At 44.6% G+C, this 18559-nt stretch carries 21 protein-coding genes and 1 pseudogene; 11 read left to right on the top strand and 11 right to left on the bottom strand.

Going from position 1 to position 18559, the window contains the following annotated elements; translation table 11 throughout:
- Positions 1–35 precede the first annotated feature (35 nt).
- Complete coding sequence (locus ACXN9U_RS11715) at positions 36–572, bottom strand: sugar O-acetyltransferase (RefSeq protein WP_060963470.1); 537 nt, start codon at positions 570–572, stop codon at positions 36–38.
- 167 nt (positions 573–739) lie between these two features.
- Between ACXN9U_RS11715 and ACXN9U_RS11720 the strand changes: the two genes are divergently transcribed.
- From ACXN9U_RS11720 to ACXN9U_RS11750, 7 genes are all read left to right on the top strand, one after another.
- A complete protein-coding gene (locus ACXN9U_RS11720) occupies positions 740–1777 on the top strand; it encodes an ROK family protein (protein WP_489201682.1) in 1038 nt (345 codons plus the stop codon).
- Positions 1774–2988 carry an MFS transporter gene (locus ACXN9U_RS11725; protein WP_489201683.1) on the top strand — a complete coding sequence of 405 codons (1215 nt, stop codon included), beginning with the start codon at positions 1774–1776 and terminating at the stop codon, positions 2986–2988. Before ACXN9U_RS11720 ends, ACXN9U_RS11725 begins: the two co-directional genes overlap by 4 nt.
- Positions 2989–3135: 147 nt before the next feature.
- Complete coding sequence (locus tag ACXN9U_RS11730; RefSeq protein ID WP_060963473.1) at positions 3136–3381, top strand: hypothetical protein; 246 nt, start codon at positions 3136–3138, stop codon at positions 3379–3381.
- Between the two features lie 17 nt (positions 3382–3398).
- Positions 3399–3767 carry a spore coat protein gene (locus ACXN9U_RS11735; RefSeq protein WP_070081429.1) on the top strand — a complete coding sequence of 123 codons (369 nt, stop codon included), beginning with the start codon at positions 3399–3401 and terminating at the stop codon, positions 3765–3767.
- 18 nt (positions 3768–3785) lie between these two features.
- Positions 3786–4922, top strand: a complete 1137-nt coding sequence (locus ACXN9U_RS11740) for a zinc-dependent alcohol dehydrogenase (protein ID WP_016937106.1) — start codon at positions 3786–3788, stop codon at positions 4920–4922.
- An 18-nt stretch (positions 4923–4940) separates the two neighbouring features.
- Complete coding sequence (locus tag ACXN9U_RS11745; protein WP_003156073.1) at positions 4941–5138, top strand: hypothetical protein; 198 nt, start codon at positions 4941–4943, stop codon at positions 5136–5138.
- Positions 5139–5152: 14 nt separating this feature from the next.
- Positions 5153–5452, top strand: a complete 300-nt coding sequence (locus ACXN9U_RS11750) for a spore coat protein (protein ID WP_016937108.1) — start codon at positions 5153–5155, stop codon at positions 5450–5452.
- Between the two features lie 122 nt (positions 5453–5574).
- Here the strand turns inward: ACXN9U_RS11750 and ACXN9U_RS11755 are convergent.
- Positions 5575–5685, bottom strand: a pseudogene (locus tag ACXN9U_RS11755) (hypothetical protein); the annotation flags it as partial.
- Between the two features lie 147 nt (positions 5686–5832).
- On the bottom strand, positions 5833–6411 hold the full coding sequence (locus ACXN9U_RS11760) for a TetR/AcrR family transcriptional regulator (protein WP_029575260.1): 579 nt from the start codon (positions 6409–6411) through the stop codon (positions 5833–5835).
- A gap of 249 nt (positions 6412–6660) precedes the next feature.
- Between ACXN9U_RS11760 and ACXN9U_RS11765 the strand changes: the two genes are divergently transcribed.
- Positions 6661–7851 carry an MFS transporter gene (locus tag ACXN9U_RS11765; protein WP_489201684.1) on the top strand — a complete coding sequence of 397 codons (1191 nt, stop codon included), beginning with the start codon at positions 6661–6663 and terminating at the stop codon, positions 7849–7851.
- A gap of 92 nt (positions 7852–7943) precedes the next feature.
- Here the strand turns inward: ACXN9U_RS11765 and ACXN9U_RS11770 are convergent, their stop codons facing one another.
- From ACXN9U_RS11770 to ACXN9U_RS11785, 4 genes are all read right to left on the bottom strand, one after another.
- Entirely contained in the window at positions 7944–8573 is a 630-nt protein-coding gene (locus tag ACXN9U_RS11770; RefSeq protein ID WP_489201685.1) for a TVP38/TMEM64 family protein, read from the bottom strand.
- 126 nt (positions 8574–8699) lie between these two features.
- Positions 8700–9773, bottom strand: coding sequence for a sensor histidine kinase (locus ACXN9U_RS11775; protein ID WP_025284318.1), 1074 nt, complete (start codon positions 9771–9773; stop codon positions 8700–8702).
- Positions 9770–10456, bottom strand: a complete 687-nt coding sequence (locus ACXN9U_RS11780; RefSeq protein ID WP_438421284.1) for a response regulator transcription factor — start codon at positions 10454–10456, stop codon at positions 9770–9772. Before ACXN9U_RS11780 ends, ACXN9U_RS11775 begins: the two co-directional genes overlap by 4 nt.
- On the bottom strand, positions 10428–11036 hold the full coding sequence (locus ACXN9U_RS11785; RefSeq protein ID WP_489201686.1) for a class I SAM-dependent methyltransferase: 609 nt from the start codon (positions 11034–11036) through the stop codon (positions 10428–10430). Before ACXN9U_RS11785 ends, ACXN9U_RS11780 begins: the two co-directional genes overlap by 29 nt.
- Before the next feature lie 244 nt (positions 11037–11280).
- Between ACXN9U_RS11785 and ACXN9U_RS11790 the strand changes: the two genes are divergently transcribed.
- Positions 11281–11640: a hypothetical protein gene (locus tag ACXN9U_RS11790; RefSeq protein WP_060963477.1), complete on the top strand. Its 360-nt coding sequence runs from the start codon at positions 11281–11283 to the stop codon at positions 11638–11640.
- Positions 11641–11687: 47 nt separating this feature from the next.
- On the opposite strand, the gene ACXN9U_RS11795 is transcribed toward ACXN9U_RS11790, so the two are convergent.
- On the bottom strand, positions 11688–12308 hold the full coding sequence (locus ACXN9U_RS11795; RefSeq protein WP_060963478.1) for an FMN-binding negative transcriptional regulator: 621 nt from the start codon (positions 12306–12308) through the stop codon (positions 11688–11690).
- Positions 12309–12425: 117 nt separating this feature from the next.
- On the opposite strand from ACXN9U_RS11795, the gene pdxR reads away from it, so the two are divergent.
- A complete protein-coding gene (gene pdxR, locus ACXN9U_RS11800) occupies positions 12426–13808 on the top strand; it encodes a MocR-like pyridoxine biosynthesis transcription factor PdxR (protein WP_489201687.1) in 1383 nt (460 codons plus the stop codon).
- A 133-nt stretch (positions 13809–13941) separates the two neighbouring features.
- On the opposite strand, the gene ACXN9U_RS11805 is transcribed toward pdxR, so the two are convergent.
- The 3 genes from ACXN9U_RS11805 to ACXN9U_RS11815 all read right to left on the bottom strand — a co-directional run bounded on the left by ACXN9U_RS11805 (position 13942) and on the right by ACXN9U_RS11815 (position 17337).
- The gene (locus ACXN9U_RS11805; RefSeq protein ID WP_060963187.1) at positions 13942–15294 is read right to left on the bottom strand and encodes an IS1182 family transposase; all 1353 of its coding nucleotides are present in this window, start codon (positions 15292–15294) and stop codon (positions 13942–13944) included.
- 125 nt (positions 15295–15419) lie between these two features.
- The gene (locus ACXN9U_RS11810) at positions 15420–16709 is read right to left on the bottom strand and encodes a Na+/H+ antiporter NhaC family protein (protein ID WP_060963480.1); all 1290 of its coding nucleotides are present in this window, start codon (positions 16707–16709) and stop codon (positions 15420–15422) included.
- Positions 16710–16932: 223 nt separating this feature from the next.
- Positions 16933–17337, bottom strand: coding sequence for a MerR family transcriptional regulator (locus tag ACXN9U_RS11815; RefSeq protein WP_045926964.1), 405 nt, complete (start codon positions 17335–17337; stop codon positions 16933–16935).
- A gap of 159 nt (positions 17338–17496) precedes the next feature.
- On the opposite strand from ACXN9U_RS11815, the gene ACXN9U_RS11820 reads away from it, so the two are divergent.
- Positions 17497–18546 carry an NAD(P)-dependent alcohol dehydrogenase gene (locus tag ACXN9U_RS11820; protein ID WP_060963481.1) on the top strand — a complete coding sequence of 350 codons (1050 nt, stop codon included), beginning with the start codon at positions 17497–17499 and terminating at the stop codon, positions 18544–18546.
- The last annotated feature ends 13 nt before the right edge of the window (positions 18547–18559 follow it).

Raw genomic sequence — 18559 nt, forward strand, 5'->3', positions numbered from 1 at the left:
AACAGCCTGCGGGATTGTTCGCAAGCTGCTTTTGTTCATATCTTTTTTATGACCTTTCCCGGGTTTCCGGCCATGACGGAATTTGGCGGGACGTCTTTCGTAACAACTGCTCCGGCCGCAATCACGGAATGATCGCCGATGGTGACACCTGCTAAGATGACACAGCTGCCCCCGATCCATACATTACTGCCGATCGTAATCGGTATGCCGTACCCGCTTTTATTTCTTCCTTCCGGCTGCAGAGAATGTCCGGCTGTGTAGATCCCGACATTCGGCCCTATCATGCAGTTATCGCCTATCCGCACTTCAGCCATATCTAAAATGGTGCAATTATAGCCGGCATAAAAATGATCGCCGACATGAATATTGGTTCCGATATCACAATGAAAGTTATGCTCGATACTCGGTTTCTCCCCTGCTGTCCCAAACAATTCTTTGATAATCGCTTCTTTTTTTTCATACGCTTCCGGATCGGTATCGTTTAATTCCCGGACAAGCTTATGCGCCCGGATGTTTTTCTTCCTCAACTCTTCCGTTCCGCGTTCATAATAGATTTTGTTATCAGAACTCATTTTTCGCGCCTCCATTCTTTCATCACCGTATTGCAAGGATACCCTATCTGCCCGGCGATTGAAAACCTTCCATTCATCTCTTTCATCGACTTGACTGATACTGGAATCATATTTTAAACTACTTTTAATAAGTCTTATAAAAAGTGTTTAATAAAGGGGTGCCGAGCATGGCGAACAACATCAATAATACTTCCATCGTAAAGAAAACAAATGAAGAAACCATCATTGCAGCGCTGCAAAAAACAGATGCGGCTACTATTTCCTTTCTCTCTAAACAAACAGGGCTCAGTGCGGCCACGTGCGGAAACATTTTACATGAATTAAAAGAACGCGGCGAAGTAATGGAATCGGGGCCGAGTGCCTCAACCGGCGGAAGAAAAGCAAGGCAGTTTACGTTAAATGCGGACAGCCATTTGGTTCTCGGCATATCCGTTAAAACAGAAGGCGGCATCCATTCGATTGACATTGCACTGGCAGATTGGCACGGTGACTATGTTGAAAAAGACAGCTGTTATTATGAGATCATCAATTATGAAGTTATCGAACGGCTTACTGACGAGTGGATCAGCCGGTTTCCCAATATAAAGGCGATCGGCATGGGTGTTCAGGGTGTGGTCAGCCACGGCGTCATCGGCATTTGTGACACTGAAGAGCTGTGTGATATCCCGATGCAGGAAAGACTTGAAGCCAGACATTCTGTCAAAGTCAATGTAGAAAATGAGATGCATTATGCTTTATACGGCTTTTATCGCGACCAGCAGTATTCCGTCCCGAAAACAATCGCCATGGCCTCATTTGTCAAAGACAATCCTCCGGGAGCGCGCTTCGTCATAGACGGGCGCTTAGTCAAAGGCAATACGCAATTCGCCGGAGAAATTTCTTATATTCCGTTTGAAACGACACGCCAGCAGCAGCTTGAAAAGCTCTATTCACCGGATTCTTTTCCGGAACTGGCTGTAAAGATGACAAGCGCCATCATTTCAATCATCAACCCGCAGGCCATTGCGTTTATCGGAGAATTATCAAAAGGATTGGATATGGAACAGGTTTATGAAGCATGCTCCGCTTTTGTCCCGAAAGAACACATGCCCGAGCTGATTCTCATAGATGACATTCAGCCCTATTACCAAAAAGGATTGATTGCCATCACATTAACATCTCTGCGTTTTCCGCTTCATTTGGCAGAGAGGGAACTGATTTTATGAGTAAACAGGGCATTCAAAAATGGAAGCTTTCCCTTTTTATTATTTTTTCGCTGCCCGGACTTGCTTTCTCGTCCTGGATTTCCCGCACGCCTGAGGTCAAAGAAACGCTGAAAGCCTCGACTTCAGTGATGGGGTTGATTATTTTCGGCCTTGCATGCGGCTCATTAATCGGCCTGTTAAGCGCCAGCCGGGTCATCTCACGGAAGGGAACCAGATTCGTAGCTCTGATCAGTGTTCTGATTGTCATTATCGGGATATTCGTCATCAGCGCAGGTGTTTTTTCCGCCTTCAAAAGCATCGTATTTGCCGGACTGATCATCTTCGGGCTCGGTTACGGACTTGCGGAAGTAGCCCTTAATGCAGATGGTTCCGCCCTTGAACGCGCCGCCGGGAAAACCATGATGCCCGCATTGCACGCTTCGTTCAGCGCCGGCACACTGATCGGCGCGGGCCTCGCCTCCGCGGCTATTTTATTCAAGGTTCCCGTGCTCGTTCACCTGCTGCTCATTGCCGGAATTGAGTTTATCCTGATTTTTACTTTCTTCCGGTTTCTGCCGGAGGACACCGGGAAAGAAGATGCCGTCTCAAGGCGGCAGGAAGTCTCAAGCGAAAAGCCGGTAAACGTCTGGACAGAGCCGCGCACGCTGCTGATCGGGCTCATCGTGCTCGGAATGGCTTTCGCAGAAGGATCGGCCAATGACTGGCTTCCGCTCACCATGACGGATGGTTTTCATGTGACGCACGCGCAAGGCACGGCGGTTTACGGCGTCTTCCTCACCGCTATGCTGATCGCCCGCATCTTTGGCGGGGCATTTTTAGACCGATACGGACGCGTGCCCGTTCTTCATCTCTGCACCGCCGTCAGTGTCATCGGACTTTCCCTTGTGATTTTCAGCGGGAACCTCACAGCAGCCGTAATCGGTGTCTTTCTTTGGGGGATCGGCGCCTCCCTCGGCTTCCCGGTCGGCCTTTCCGCAGCCGGCGATGATCCAAAAGGAGCAGTTAAACGGGTCGGAGCAATCTCCTTCGTCGGCTACTGCGCCTTCTTAGTCGGCCCTCCCGTTCTCGGACTGCTCGGTGAAGAATTCGGCCTTGTTCAAGCACTGACGATCGTTCTGATCGGCATCGTGCTCAGCGGTCTCGTCTCCCGCGCGGCAAAACAGCCCGCGCATCAGAAAAACGTTCATGACACCAACAGCCATTCCATGTGAACAAGAGGAAGCGATTATGCTTCCTCTTTTTTGATGTGCCCCCAGACTTCTTCTCTGCTTTTTTTATAAACAAAATGTGCAAGAATAAAGTCCTTTTCTCAGGGGAAATTAATTACGTAATCGAGAAGAGGAGGTTTAACGATAATTATGGAAAAGCGTGAATTAGCGGCTCACGAGTCGCTTGACTTACATGAAATGATTAACTTCAAGACGCTTTGTGTAGCGAAATCCAAGCTCATGCAAGGGCTTGTGTTTGATCAGGACCTGAAAACGTTAATGGAAAAAGACGTGCAGCAAGCCTCTCAAGACCTGGCTGATTTACAGGCGGTTTATGAACGTGCACCTTTTCAGGCTCCTGTTCCTCAAAACCGGCCGACTTCGATCATCAATTGAAAGGAAGGTAAGCATCATTGAATCATGACTATTTAGATCCAATCAATTCATTACACGTCCCTGAACTCGCAGATATGACATTCGCAATGGATTTTCTTTTACGGGCAAAAGAAGGCGTCAGAAATACCGCCGTCGCTTTAACAGAAACTGCTTCACCTGATGTAAGAGCTTTGCTGCGCAAACAGCTCATGCAAGGAATCGCGATGCATCAGGAAATTACAGACTTGATGGTCAGCAAAAAGTGGTTTCACCCGCATGATCTGAGCGAACAGTATAAACTGGATCAGCTCTCTGCGAAAAATACCCTCATGGTTGGAAACATGAATCTGTTTCCCGTTGAAACGAATAGAAAAGGGATGTTTGACCGCACACCTGATGAACACTAACACTGGAGGTATTACAGCATGAAGGCCGTAACGTATCAAGGAGTTAAAAACGTCGTCGTCAAAGACGTGCCTGATCCGAAGATTGAAAAACACGATGACATGATTATAAAAGTCACAAGTACGGCAATTTGCGGGTCAGATTTACATTTAATCCACGGACTCATCCCGAACTTGCAGGAAGACTACATCATCGGGCATGAACCGATGGGCATCGTGGAAGAAGTCGGCCCCGGCGTGACGAAAGTCAAAAAAGGGGACCGTGTCATTATTCCTTTTAATATCGCCTGCGGAGAATGCACTTATTGTAAAAATCACCTGGAAAGCCAATGTGATCAATCAAATGATAACGGCGATATGGGCGCTTATTTCGGCTATTCAGGGAGTACCGGCGGCTATCCGGGCGGCCAGGCCGAATATTTACGCGTCCCTTTTGCGAACTTTACTCATTTTAAAGTCCCCGAAACATGCGAAGAACCGGATGAGAAACTGAGTGTTATTGCCGATGCAATGACAACCGGCTTTTGGAGCGTTGACAATGCCGGCGTAAAAGCAGGCGATACGGTCATCGTTCTCGGCTGCGGGCCTGTGGGTCTGTTCGCTCAGAAATTCTGCTGGTTAAAGGGAGCGAAACGCGTAATAGCTGTAGACTATGTCAACTACCGTCTCCAGCATGCGAAACGGACGAATAAAGTGGAAATCGTGAACTTCGAAGACCACAAAAATACGGGCAGCTACCTGAAGGAAATCACCAAAGGCGGCGCTGATGTGGTCATTGACGCCGTCGGCATGGACGGAAAAATGACGGACCTGGAGTTCCTCGCCAGCGGATTAAAACTTCAAGGCGGGGCGATGAGCGCTTTAGTCATTGCCTCCCAAGCGGTGCGCAAAGGCGGAACGATCCAGATTACGGGTGTGTACGGCGGCAGATATAACGGGTTTCCTCTTGGCGATATCATGCAGCGAAACGTCAATATCCGATCAGGACAAGCTCCGGTTATCCATTATATGCCGTATATGTTTGAACTGGTGTCAACCGGCAAAATTGATCCGGGCGATGTTGTAAGCCATGTCATTCCGCTTAGTGAAGCGAAGCACGGCTATGAGATGTTTGACACGAAAACAGATGATTGCATAAAAGTTGTACTCAAACCTTAGAGAACGGAGGCTACAGAAATGGCCAGCGCCTTACATGAATTACTCGAAATTCAGGAGATGGCTTCTTTTAAGTCACTTTGTCTGACGAAGTCCAAAACCATGAAAGCGCTCGTATCCGATCCGCAGCTGAAAGAAATCATGCAGCAGGATGCGGATACATCAACAAGGCAATTGCAGGAGTTTGCCTCGATTTTATCTGATGCAAAGCATGAATAGGAGATGAATAACGAATGAATCCGATTATGGAATACCTGACGGGGATGGATGCACTGACAGACCAAATTGTCGCTATGGATTTATTGAATTCGGCAAAAAGCGGAGTCAGAAACTATGCGATGGCGGCGACGGAAGCCGGAACGCCTGAAGTGAAAGCGATCCTCACCCGTCACTTAGAAGAAGCGATCGACATGCATGAGCAAATCTCACGCTATATGATGGAAAAAGGCTGGTATCATCCGTGGAACACAGATGAACAAGTCCGGTTTAATTTACAAAATATTGATACGGCGCTCCGCCTGCCCGTCCTATAAACCAGCTTCAGTATGCCAAACTGAGAACTGCCTTTACAGCGCCCAGGCAGCTCTCAGTTTTTTTATACCCTCGCGAATCCTTACGTATTATCCCCGCTCGCATCGCACGGCCTCTAATAATAGTACAGCTTTCTCATTCTGTTGATATGTTTCTGCCACTCCCCGCTTTTGATAAATTGGGCAAGTGGCAGCTGACTGTGGCAGGAGAAGGTCTGTTTATATAAAGAAGCGATTTACGAAAGAGTAGGATGGGGACTTGCGGCGGTGAATGTCGGCGTTATCGCGTGCGTGGCAGCCGCCCGGCGGTTCGCTAATAAAGCAGAAAAGGCAGAACAATGACCTTGTTCTGCCTTTTCATTATTTTCCGCTCGGGCGATTATTCACGTAGCTTGAACTCCCTTAAACGCATTCATCACCAAATCATGCACATAGGCATCATTGACCTCGTCCCCTGTTACAAGCAGGCGATAGAAAATCGGTCCGTAAATGAGATCAATACTTACTTCAATATCAAGATCCTCTCTCAATTCACCTTTCTGAATTCCCTTTTCCAGAAGGCCTTTCGCTTGGAGGCGGCGGGGCCGGAAAAATCGTGTGCGATATTCTTCTGCCAATTTGGCATCCAGCTGCCCCGCACCTATTAATTCCTTAATCACGGTTCCTTCACGGCTTGTCAAAAACCTTGCTAAATTCGCGGCGTGGATCGATACATCATGTACTGTTGATCCCGTATCAGGCACAGGCAGTCTTTCCGTAGCGGTAGAAAGAAAGCTGTCCATGATAACGGCAGCTTTGTTTGCCCACCATTTATAAATCGTTGCTTTACTCACTTTCGCGCGCTCTGCAATTTTATCGACTGTCACCGCATCAAAGCCTTTTTCCAGCAAGAGGTCATAGGCCGCAGAAAGAATCGCCTTATGTGTTCCCTCATCACGCGGCCGCCCTCGTTTACTCTGCACATAAATCATTCCTTCCCGAAATATAAACGATACGTTCAGTATACTTAACATGATAAAAAAATAAAACAGAAACCCATTTACAAAACTGAACGTTTAGTATATCATTCACTTATAAATAAAACTGAACGTTCAGTTTAGAAAATGTTCAACACTCCGCAAAACCTTAGCACTAAAAATCTATGGAGAGGAGATGAATCAGGCAAATTATTTGTCAAACCTCATAAAATCATTAAAAAGGAGTTCATTCACATGGCTACATTAAACAAACAAAAAGGAAATCAGGGGGTCTCAACTGGTTTAACCCTTCTTCTCGCAGCTGCATGCGGTATCATTGTCGCTAATCTTTATTATGCACAGCCCTTGGCAGGATTCATCAGTGCGGCCATTGGGCTTTCTCCAAGCAGTGCCGGATTGATTGTCACGCTGACCCAGATCGGATACGTTGCCGGCTTACTGTTTCTCGTCCCTTTGGGAGATATAATCGAAAACAAAAAACTTGTCGTCGTATCGCTCCTACTAAGCGCAGCCGCTTTGACACTGACAGCATGTGTGAAGCATGGAACACTGTTTTTAGCCGCTGCGTTTTTCATCGGATTGGGATCGATCGCCGCCCAAGTGCTTGTACCGTTCGCATCCTACCTTGCACCGGACGCCGCACGCGGCCGGGTTGTCGGCAATGTGATGAGCGGCCTATTGCTCGGTATTATGCTTTCCCGCCCGATATCCAGTCTGGTCGCTGATATATGGGGGTGGAATGCCATATTTGCTTTCTCCGCCGCGTTAAGTGTTGTCCTGGCAATCGTCTTATCAAAAGTGCTTCCTGCCAGAAAACCAACAGCAAACACAAGCTATACCGTCTTACTCGGTTCAATGTGGAAGCTGCTGCGCACGACTCCGGTTTTACGCCGCCGTGCCATTTATCATGCGTTTGTATTTGGAGCTTTCAGCTTGTTCTGGACGACTGTACCTTTATTATTGTCCGGCCCTGCTTTTCATTTTTCTCAGAAGGCAATCGCGCTATACGCACTGGCGGGCATTGCGGGTGCAGCCGCTGCACCGATAGGCGGCCGTCTGGCTGATCGCGGCCTGACCCGGCTTGCCACCGGAATCGCTCTCGGTGCTGTCATCGTTTCTTTATTACTCCCGCTCATGATTCAGAGCAGCTCCCCCGTCGGAATAGCAGTTCTGGTGGCCGCAGCTATCCTGTTAGATGTGGGTGTATCTGCCAATCTCGTACTCAGTCAACGTGCCATTTTTTCGTTGGCGCCTGAATTTCGCAGTCGATTAAACGGATTATTCATGGCCATCTTCTTTCTGGGCGGCGCTGCAGGTTCATCAATCGGAGGATGGGCATACGCCTCAGGCGGGTGGAGTATCACATTATGGATTGGAATCGCTTTTCCGGTCACAGCATTGCTTTATTTCACAACGGAGAAATAAGCCTTTCATCAAAAATAAGCCGTCAGAGACCGAGCTGACAGCTTTTTTTGATGTATTCTTCTTTACATCCTTCCGAACAAAAAACCCCTGTTTCATGAGTAATTTTGCTTCATGCGGTTCCACATTCTCACCGTTAAGATCGTAATCAATATAAACGAAACGATCACTAACACAATACCTGTCATTGACTCACTGAAATTGATAACGACAAAGCTGGACAATAGCACCATAGGAATATTTGAAATCAATACAGTTAACATGTAGGCAGAATACCTTAACCCGATTGCTGCCGATAAAAAACAAATCACATCCGTAGGAGCTACCGGACAAATCATCCCCAATGCCAAAAACTTATAATTGTACGCCTCCAATAACACTTTCAAGTCAGGATATTTATCTTCCAGCAATTGAGTCGTTTTTTCGCTGGCGAATTTCTTTGAAAAAAGATAAACCAACGTTTCGCTTATAAACAGTCCCGCCATTGATAATAAAATGCTGACCATCGGATCAAAGCATATTCCACCTACAAACATAAGCGTCATGCCGGGAATAAAAAAGAGAAGCCTGACGACCCACAAAGCCAAAAACAGCAGCATCGCGTATTGCACATGCCCTGATATAAAGTCCGTTACATCATTCATATCAAATGACAGCACATCCAGTTCCTTCAAACAATAAACGCCTAAAAACCATATACATAATAAAATCATTTTATTTTTCAATTTCTCCGCTCTCCTCGCTTTCCATCACATCATAAGCAAAAAAAATGAAGAAACAGCCGGTAAAATTCTTAAGTATTCTTAAGTTATTCTAAGAAAAAAGCTTACGGAACGTTTGTCCCGCAAGCTCTAGTCAATCGGGTGTTCAACAGAAAAACGAAGCCATCCGCCGCTGTAATCCGCATGTATACGGCCGCTGTGAAGCTCAACAATTCTCTTTGAAATGGCAAGTCCGAGCCCGGTACCTTGATGACCCGTCCTAGCCTTATCCCCTCTGAAAAACCGTTCAAACAATTGATTGATATCGTCAGCAGGGAGATTTTCGGCCTTGTTTGACACTTGCAAAATTGCTTTTTCATCTTTTATTTCTAGGTTTATGAACAATTCAGATGGTTTGATGCTGTACTTCAGCGCATTCATAAAAAGATTATCATAAACGCGAACCATCTTTTCTATATCAATACAGACGGGAACATGTTCTTCCGTAATTGATTTTCGGACAGTTAATTGTTCCTTTTCAAAAATGGGAATGTACTCTCCGGTGATTTGTTCCAATAGGGCAGACAAGTCTGTTTTGCTGCGGTTCAAAGTAACGTCCGGACTCGATAAATGTGTATATTCAAACAGTTCATCTATTAAATATTTCAGCCTTTGCGATTTTGAATAAATCGTTTCAAGGTACTCCTGAAATTGGGCTTTACTGTTGTATTGTTCCTTTTTAAGCAGATCCAAATATCCGATAATTGATGTTAACGGGGTCCTTAAATCGTGGGATACACTTGAGATCAGCTCACTTTTCGCTCGTTCTAATTGTCTTTCATGTTCAAATTTACTCTCTAATTCTTCGGACATATAATTGATATGTTGTGCAAGCTGCGTCAATTCATCCCTGCTTTCAGTCCTGATGGTCAAGCCTAGATTTCCATTGGCAATATGGTGAACACTCTCAGTAATGTGTTTCAAATATAATATTTTTTTCCGCACCAATAACAAAAAAACCGCAATAAAGGTCAAAATAGCTGCAGTAAATTGAATCAGTATCCTAAAATTAGCGTTTCCCTGGCTCACATCTGTTAAATAATTTATTTTGTACAGATATGAGATAGATAAAATAACAAGAATCAACACACCAAATGCAACAAGATAACTAATTGCGATCGCGATCAGAAGCCTGACAATCAGCTTATTTCCAAACTTCTTCATATTTTGTATCCTGTTCCCCATACCGTTTTGATATAAATCGGATGTTTAGAATCCTCTTCTATCTTGTCTCTGATCTTTGTGATGTGGACCATCACCGTATTGTCCGACTTAAAAAAGTCTTCCTTCCATACCGCCTCATATATTTTTTCAACACTCATGACAATTCCTTTGTTTCTCGAAAGCAGCTCCAGAATATCAAACTCTTTCGGAGTCAGCCTGACTTCTTTCCCCCGCACCCACACTTGCCTTGTATCTGTATTCACGGTCAAATCACCGATTTCAATGACGTTCTTCGTGCTGATTGTATCTGTATTGTATTTTTTATACCTTCTCAGCTGCGATTTCACTCTGGCGATCAATTCCAATGGATTAAACGGTTTCGTTAAATAATCATCGGCACCGGAAGCCAGTCCTTGAATTTTATCCATATCCTCCGATTTGGCGGAAAGCATGATGATGGGCAGATTTCGTTCCTGTCTGATCTTCATGCATGCTTCAATCCCATCCATATTGGGCATCATAATATCTAAAATGATCAGGTCAAACTCCTTTTGCTCCAATAATTTTAATGCTTCAGCAGCATCTTCCGCCTTCTGTGTGTCTATACCTTCATTTTCTAAATAGACAGAGATCAGATTTCGGATATCTTTGTCATCATCTACGATTAGAATGGTTGTCCCCATATGAATCCTCCCTCTTTTTTTTCGGCAATGAACAGCTGAAAACATAAGCCGGCGGTATATTCCTGATTTCTCTCCTTACTTCTATTTGCGGAAAGAATTGCTCAATCAATGCCTTCTTATATTGAGTATATTGGAACGTAATGAATTCTCCGTTATCTTTTAAGATTTTAGCCGTATTCGTCAAAATATCAGCAGACACTTTTTTTGGAAGGCTTGCAAAAGGAAGTCCGGAGACGACATAGTCGGCATAAGGAATTCCATGCTCCTTCATATGACTCTCAATATGTTCAGCCGATCCATGTACAATAAATAGGTTTTGTTCCTCTTTATATTTTTCTTTCAGTAAAGCATAAAATTCCTCATTTTGTTCTATCAATAAGATCATCGTCCCAGGCTGACGTTTTTCAAGCAGCTTTTTTGTAAATACTCCCGTGCCCGGCCCGTATTCAACAATGTATTCAGCTTTATGAAAATCAATTTTTCCGGTCATTTTCTCAGCAAGAAAATGTGAGCTGGGCAGAACGGCGCCGACAGTTCTTGGTTTGATGATATATTGAAATAAGAATAACAGGCGTTTCATCTTTAATCTCTCCATCCACCCTTAAATTTACGGGTATAATTTAATTTTTCCATTTGTCTCGAATTTATAAATCAAATTTTACATTCAAAACCTGAAGAAAAAGCGGTAAAAGTTCTTAAGAAATCTTAAGATATAAAAAAAGACGGCGGGATTTGCCGTCTTTTTCAGCTGCCGATTCTTTCAGCAGCGGTAAAACCATGTCATAATATGTTAAGAAATAATTGCGCCATAGGCAGGTGAACACATGAAGAAGTATTTATATAAACACCTTTTGCTGGCTCTGATTTCGTCCGTTTGCTTTTTATTGGTCTTTTATTTTGCTTTAAGAATGACACAGGAAGACACACCGCCGTTGTCTGATCTGTTTTACCTTTCTATTTATATGTACATCGCAGCCGGTTATTTGACGGTCGGCCTTTTGTCAGCATGTATGACTGATGTTTTGGGGAACCGCTGGACATTGAATAAAACGTCTTCCATTCTATTGAAACTTATCGTTTACTTACTCATAACATATGCTATTTCCCGTTCTTTCTTCGTTTTATCGGCGCCGTTGATTTATTTGCTGTTTGAGTCGTTTTTCATCCCGAGAAAACCTTCATAATCAGAAAAAAACATACCCATGCTGCCGGTATGTTTTTAAGATGCGTATCAGTTTTTTGCAGTGATCCGCTTGATGTTTTCTTCCATCAGGCCGGAAATGAGCTGTTCGTTTGTGTGCGGGATCTGTTTGAGCTGTTGTACGACCATTTCCTGTCTAGCGGCTGAATGATTTTGACTCAGCTTCGCCTGCCCCTCTATTTTGCTGATTTTGATTTTAAAGCCTTTTACCCCTTTGTTCATGCCTGACAGGAATTTCGCATCGACATCTTCTAATTTGTACGGGCTGTCGGGGCTTTCGTATTTCAATACGAGATCGCCCATCGAATGCACGGTTTCTTCCTCATCCAAAAGCTCCGCCTCCCCGTATACATGAACCGCCACATAATTCCATGTAGGAACAGCCTGATTCGTCTCATACCATTTGGGCGAGATATAACAATGAGGCCCTTGAAAAACGGCTAATACACTTTGGCCTTCAATCTCTTTCCATTGGGGGTTCGGCAAGGCAAAATGACCGTATAAGCATTGGTTGTCCTTGCTCATCATCAATGGCAGGTGGGTTGCATACGGCATGCCTCCTGCCGTTGAAAACAGGGCTGCGAAACCATACTCTTTAATAACATCGTACGCTTCAGCTTCACTCAGCTGAAATGGAGCGGGAATATACATAAAAACTCTCCTCTCTGAACCTGGATTGATAAAGCGCTTTCCGCTATAATAAAAGATCAACTGACATTTAAAAAGGTACAGTTTTGGATAAATACGCATGTCAGAGGAGAACGTCTGATGAAAAATATGATTTTTGCTTTCAAAAGCGACACCCCGAAATACAAACAAATTTACGAGCAATTTAAGACATTGATTGAGCAGGGAACGATTCAGGCAAATGAGCGGCTGCCATCCATTCGGGAGCTGGCAGATTCCCTGCGGGTAAGCCGCAATACGACACTGATGGCCTATGATCTGCTTTTCGCGGAGGGATACATTCGCGGTGAAACGCGCAAAGGATATTTTGCAAATGAAATAGAGCTCTCTTTATTTCAACAAGAAAACGATGTTGTTCACGCAGAGAAAACCGAATCAACTCAGCCGGCCCTGATTGATTTTCGCGCAGGAGCCGTCGATCAAAAGCATTTTCCTCTGAAAACATGGAGAAAATTACACAATCAAGTTTTGACATCAGAGAAAAGCTTTCTGTACGGTGAACCGTTCGGCGAGAGAAATTTGCGTGAACAAATTGCCGTTTATCTCTTGGAATCACGCGGGGTGAAAACAGATGCGGATTCGGTTATCATCGGCAGCAGCACACAGCAGATGCTGATTTATCTCAGCCGGATTCTGAAAGAAGATTTTTCCGGAGTTATAGTAGAAAACCCGGGATTTGACGGTGCCAGAGAGGCATTTCAATTTCACGGGCTATCACTGGAAACGATGCCCGTCTATGAAAACGGAGCTGATTTTTCTCAATTGCATGCAATGAAAGAAAAATTAATCTACGTGACTCCTTCCCACCACAGCCCTTACGGCGTAAGCATGTCCATTCAGCAGCGCCAAACTCTGATCAATTGGGTGAATAAAAGAGAGGGATATATTCTTGAAGATGATTATGACAGTGAATTTCGTTATACGCAGCAGCCGTTTCCCGCCCTTGCTTCCATTCAGTCAGACCGGGTGATTTATTTAGGGAATTTCTCAAAATCCTTTCTTCCGGGCATCCGCATAAGCTATTTGGTTTTGCCGCAGCGCATTCTGCACCGGTATAAAAAACGTTTCATTCATTTCGAAAGCACCGCTTCTTCGCTTAACCAGCTGACCATGGCTGAATTGATGAAGACCGGTGAATGGACCCGCCATATTAAGCGCATGCGCACTGTCTACAAGCGTAAGATGCAGCACTTGACTTCACATATCAAGCAGCAGTTCGGCGAACAGTTGACGATCATCGGCGAGCAATCCGGATTATATATATTGGTAAGAGTTCACTTGAACTGTACAGAAGAAACGTTAATTGAGCGCGCTCTTCAGTACGGAGTGAAAGTATACCTTACCTCCGTTTATTTCGTTTCCGGAAAGCCTGAACCGCCGATCATAAAATTAGGTTTCGCCCACCTTGATACGGATCAGATTGCACAGGGCGTACAGCTTTTGAAACATGCTTGGCTGAGATGAAAGAAAAAAGGCGCCGAACGGCGCCTTTTCAGCTTGTAGAGAAAACGATGTTTTTTCTACAAGCTTTTTTGTTTTATACAGTTTCTTTAGATATTCATCAGGTTTCAGATGCAGAAAAAGAGCTCCCACATGCCTAGCCTTGTTTGGCTAGGTATGTGGCAATCTTCTTCATATTCTGGCATGCGGCTGTGAGGAGGACTTGCTCGCTCACATTCCGCTTTCCCCTCAACCTGCAATAGCGAAGCCCATGCAGCTGTTTTGAATCTGCAAAGCTTCGCTCTATTTTTTCTTTTCTTTTTTTGTAGAGGTTTTTTCCTGAAACAGACAAGCGATTTTGTCTGACCCTTTCTTTATGGTCCTCCCATACATGCCGGGTGATGACCTTTTGGCGGTTCTTTGATTTTGTGCATTGTGCAAGCAATGGGCATGCGGAACAGATTTCAGGATTTGATTTATATGACCGGTAGCCTTTTCGGTCAGTTGTTGAGTATGTAAGTGTTTGGTGATTTGGACAAATGTATCTATCTTGTTCACTGTCATAATGAAATTTCCATTTTGGAAACAAGCCTCTGGCAGGGTGATATCGTCTATAGGCAATAACGCCAAAAATATGGCGGTCAGCTAATCCTTTACAGATCGGGGTCGTTAAATAACCAGAATCAAGAGCGACGGCTTCTACATCAAAATCAAATCGTGCGATTTGGTGATCCAATCGGTCAAGATAAGGTACAGAATCATGGACATTTCCGGGCGTGACATAGGCGTCGGTGATAATGTTATGTTTCATATCCGTTGTTCGGTGATCTAAATAAAAGAAACCCTCCGGTTTATTTTCACGATACATATATCCACTTTCCGGATCAGTTGTACTGTGGCGGATCTCTTTTTCAGCTTTCACCTCCTCTTTGACTTTTAACGGCTTTTTTCCGTGTTCCTCCCGATCCTCTTGTATGGCTTCATTTAAATCCTTGATATAGTTTTGGGTATCCTGCGCAATTGTTTTTCTTGTGTATTTATGCTTGTTGGCATTGGCTTTCAGATGAGTTGAATCAGTGAATAGGACACGTCCGCCCACCATGTCATGATTGATGGCCTGAAGAACGATCTCATCAAAGATGTCTTGGAAGATGGTTGTATCTTTAAAGCGTGTGCGTCTGTTCCAGCTGATGGTGGAGTGATGCGGAACTGGATCATTTATGTTCAATCCGAGAAACCATCTGTATGCCATATTGTAGTAAATTTCTTTTTCGAGCTGTCTTTCTGAACGGATACCGTAGAGGTAGCCGATAAACATCATTTTGAATAAAATCAGCGGATCGAGTGAAGGGCGGCCTTTGTTTTCGCTGTAGTAAGGCTTAACCTTTTCAATGATAAAAGAGAAGTCTATGTGTTTATCAATTTTTCGAAGCAGATGATCTTCTTCGACGAGTTGGTCAAGCAAAACAAATTCGGCTGTGTTTTGAGAAGAGTTTCTTGTGTGGAACATGAGAAAGACACCGTCCTTTTTAGTCTTTCTTTTATTTTAATACAGGAGAATGGATATTTTAAGGAAAAATAAAGGCTGTCGAGATTTTCTCGACAGCCTGAAAAGGCGCCGAACGGCGCCTTTTTTTATTTTGTATTCCTTGTGAATTTCGGCAGGCCAAACATAATGGCGATAATGCCGCAGATTCCGATTAAAACGGGATAGAAAGAGTATGGCAGGATGCTGACGGGGGAAATATTCCCGAATTTCCCGGCCGATAACAGCTGCGCGCCGTAAGGAATCAAACCTTGCACCATGCACGAAAAGATATCCAGAATACTTGCCGATTTTCTGTTGTCGATCTTAAATTGATCAGCGATATTCTTCGCAATCGGACCGGCTGCGATAATGGAGATCGTATTATTGGCAGCAGCCAGATTTGTCACGCTGACCAGTCCGGCAATGCCGGCTTCGGCGCCTTTTTTCGAACGGATTCGTTTCGTGATGAACTCCAGTAAAAAGTCGATCCCGCCATTTTGTTTCATCACGCCGACCATTCCGCCGATCAGCATGGACAGGATGATCAGATCGCTCATTCCGGCAACTCCATCCGTAATCGCCTTAAAATAAGAATCAAACGTCAGGCTGCCGCTCGCTAACCCTATGATTCCCGTCAAAATCAATCCGCCGAATATGACAGCCATCACATTAAAACCGATTAACGCGAAGACCAACACGGCGACATAAGGAAGCACGTTTATCCAGCTGTAAGATGCAGCACCCGCATGGCCGGCGTGGCCTGCCGGAATAAAAAATAAGATAATAACGGTTAAAATAGCAGCGGGCAAAACAATCAGAAAGTTCGTTTTGAATTTATCCCTCATTTGCGTTTTTTGCGTCCGGACTGCCGCAATGGTCGTATCTGAAATAAAAGAAAGATTATCTCCGAACATAGCTCCGCCGACCACAGCCGCAATCGGTATCGCGCTGGAGATGCCAAGCTCACCGCTCAAACCGGCGCTGATCGGCGCAACCGCCGCAATCGTACCCATTGATGTTCCCATCGATATAGAAATGAAACAAGCAATGATAAACAGCCCCGGCAGCAAAAACTGCTGCGGAATAATGCTCAAAGCAAGATTGACAGTTGAATGCACCGCTCCCATCGCTTCAGCCGCTGAAGCAAAGGCACCTGCCAATATAAAAATCATAACCATAATGATAATATCAGGATGTCCCGCGCCGGAAGCAAACCATTCTATTTTTTGATTGAGCGATTTCTTCCGGTTAAATAACAGCGCAAAAGCTGATGCAATAATCGCGGCAATCAGAATCGGCAATTTATAAAAATCTCCGGTCACCAGACCAGAGCCGACAAAAAGCCCTACGAATAAGACTAAAGGCAATAACGCCCAAGGGTTCTTTTTATTGTTCATCTGGGTAAACCACCTCTTTTCAGCATTAAAGTCGCTAATCACAGTCTAAGCAACATTTCACACTTTAAAAGTCTGCAGTAAAAAAGTCAAGCTGAAAAAAGGATAAGTAAAGATTGATAAGATAGGAAAAACTGTTTTGTTTCCACTCTTTAGAAAATAAAAAAACCAAGGTTCGTTTCCCTTGGTACATTTCATGCGGCCCGGCGCCCGGGACAGCTTCTCTTCATTCAGAAATATATTCAGCTTTCAATCTATTTTTAAGTTTCGCTTCATTTTCAAGGATGTCTTCGTAATCCTCAATCTTCCTGTTTAATCGTTTTATAGTTTCATCAATTTCCCTCTGTTTCTCCGTCAGCCTTTTCCTTTCATTTATAAGGATGTTTTTTCGGGGTTCAATCGTATGATCGGCTCCTTCAATAAATAAAGCGGTATATTCAATCAGCGCCTCAATCGACAGCCCGGCACTTCTCATGCATTTTATAAATTGAATCCAATTCACATCATCTTCGTCATAATCGCGGATGCCGCTTTCATCCCGTTTTACCGGAGGAATCAGTCCTATACTTTCATAATACCTAAGCGTCGCGGCTGATAACTCAACCTGCTTTGCAGCCTGCGCAATCTTCATATTCTTACCACCCATCCTTCATCCCTTTCATAAGCGTGCCATTATAGAATATCATTTCATAAAAAAATAAACCAAACCCCTTGACTTAAAGTCCGCTTTAACATTTAAAGTAAAACCGAACAGAGGATTCATCACTTTATCTTGGAAAGGAAGATAACCATGTGCAATAATCATCCGACTCGTGTATTAAGCGCTCCGCATGCAAAAGCTAAATTTGAGCGGACAACGATTGAGAGAAGAGCATTACGGCCGCATGATATTCTGATTGATATTAAGTACAGCGGAATTTGTCACTCAGACATCCACAGCGCATTCGATGAATGGGGCGGCGGAATCTTTCCGATGGTTCCCGGGCATGAAATTGCCGGAGTTGTGGAAGCCGTGGGTGAAGAAGTCACCACATTTGCCGTCGGCGACCGTGTGGGTGTCGGCTGTTTTGTAGACTCCTGCGGGGAATGTGAATACTGCCTTAACGGAGACGAACAATATTGTACAAAAGGCGTTGTTCAGACCTATAATAATCTGGACTACGACGGAAATCCTACGTACGGCGGCTACAGCCAGAAAATAGTTGTCACTGACAGATTCGTTGTCCGGATTCCGGATCAGCTGGATTTGGATGCTGCCAGCCCGCTATTGTGCGCGGGCATTACCACGTATTCTCCGCTGAAACACTGGAATGCCGGTCCCGGCAAAAAAGTGGCGATTGTCGGAATGGGAGGGCTCGGACACTTAGCCGTTCAATTCGCGCACGCTTTAGGCGCAGAGGTCACCGTCCTCAGCCGCTCAATGAACAAAAAAGACGAAGCCCTTGAATTTGGAGCCGATCATTACTTCGCGACAAGCGATCCGGATACATTCACTGAGCTGGCCGGACATTTTGATATCATTTTAAATACGGTATCCGCGAACCTTGATGTAGATGCCTACTTATCCCTGCTTCGCATTGACGGTACATTAGTAAATGTAGGTGCGCCTGCTAATCCGGACTCATACAGTGTGTTCTCCTTAATCACGGGCCGCCGCAGCATTGCGGGTTCACTCGTCGGCGGTATTCCGCAGACTCAGGAAATGCTTGATTTCGCCGCCGAGCACGGCATTGCTCCTAAAATTGAAGTGATTCCGGCCAATCAAGTCGACGAAGCGTACGAACGGGTTCTCCGAAGCGATGTCCGCTACCGTTTCGTCATTGATATTTCAACTTTATAATCATAAAAAAACA

The sequence above is a fragment of the Bacillus sp. BACIII genome (assembly GCF_057836745.1).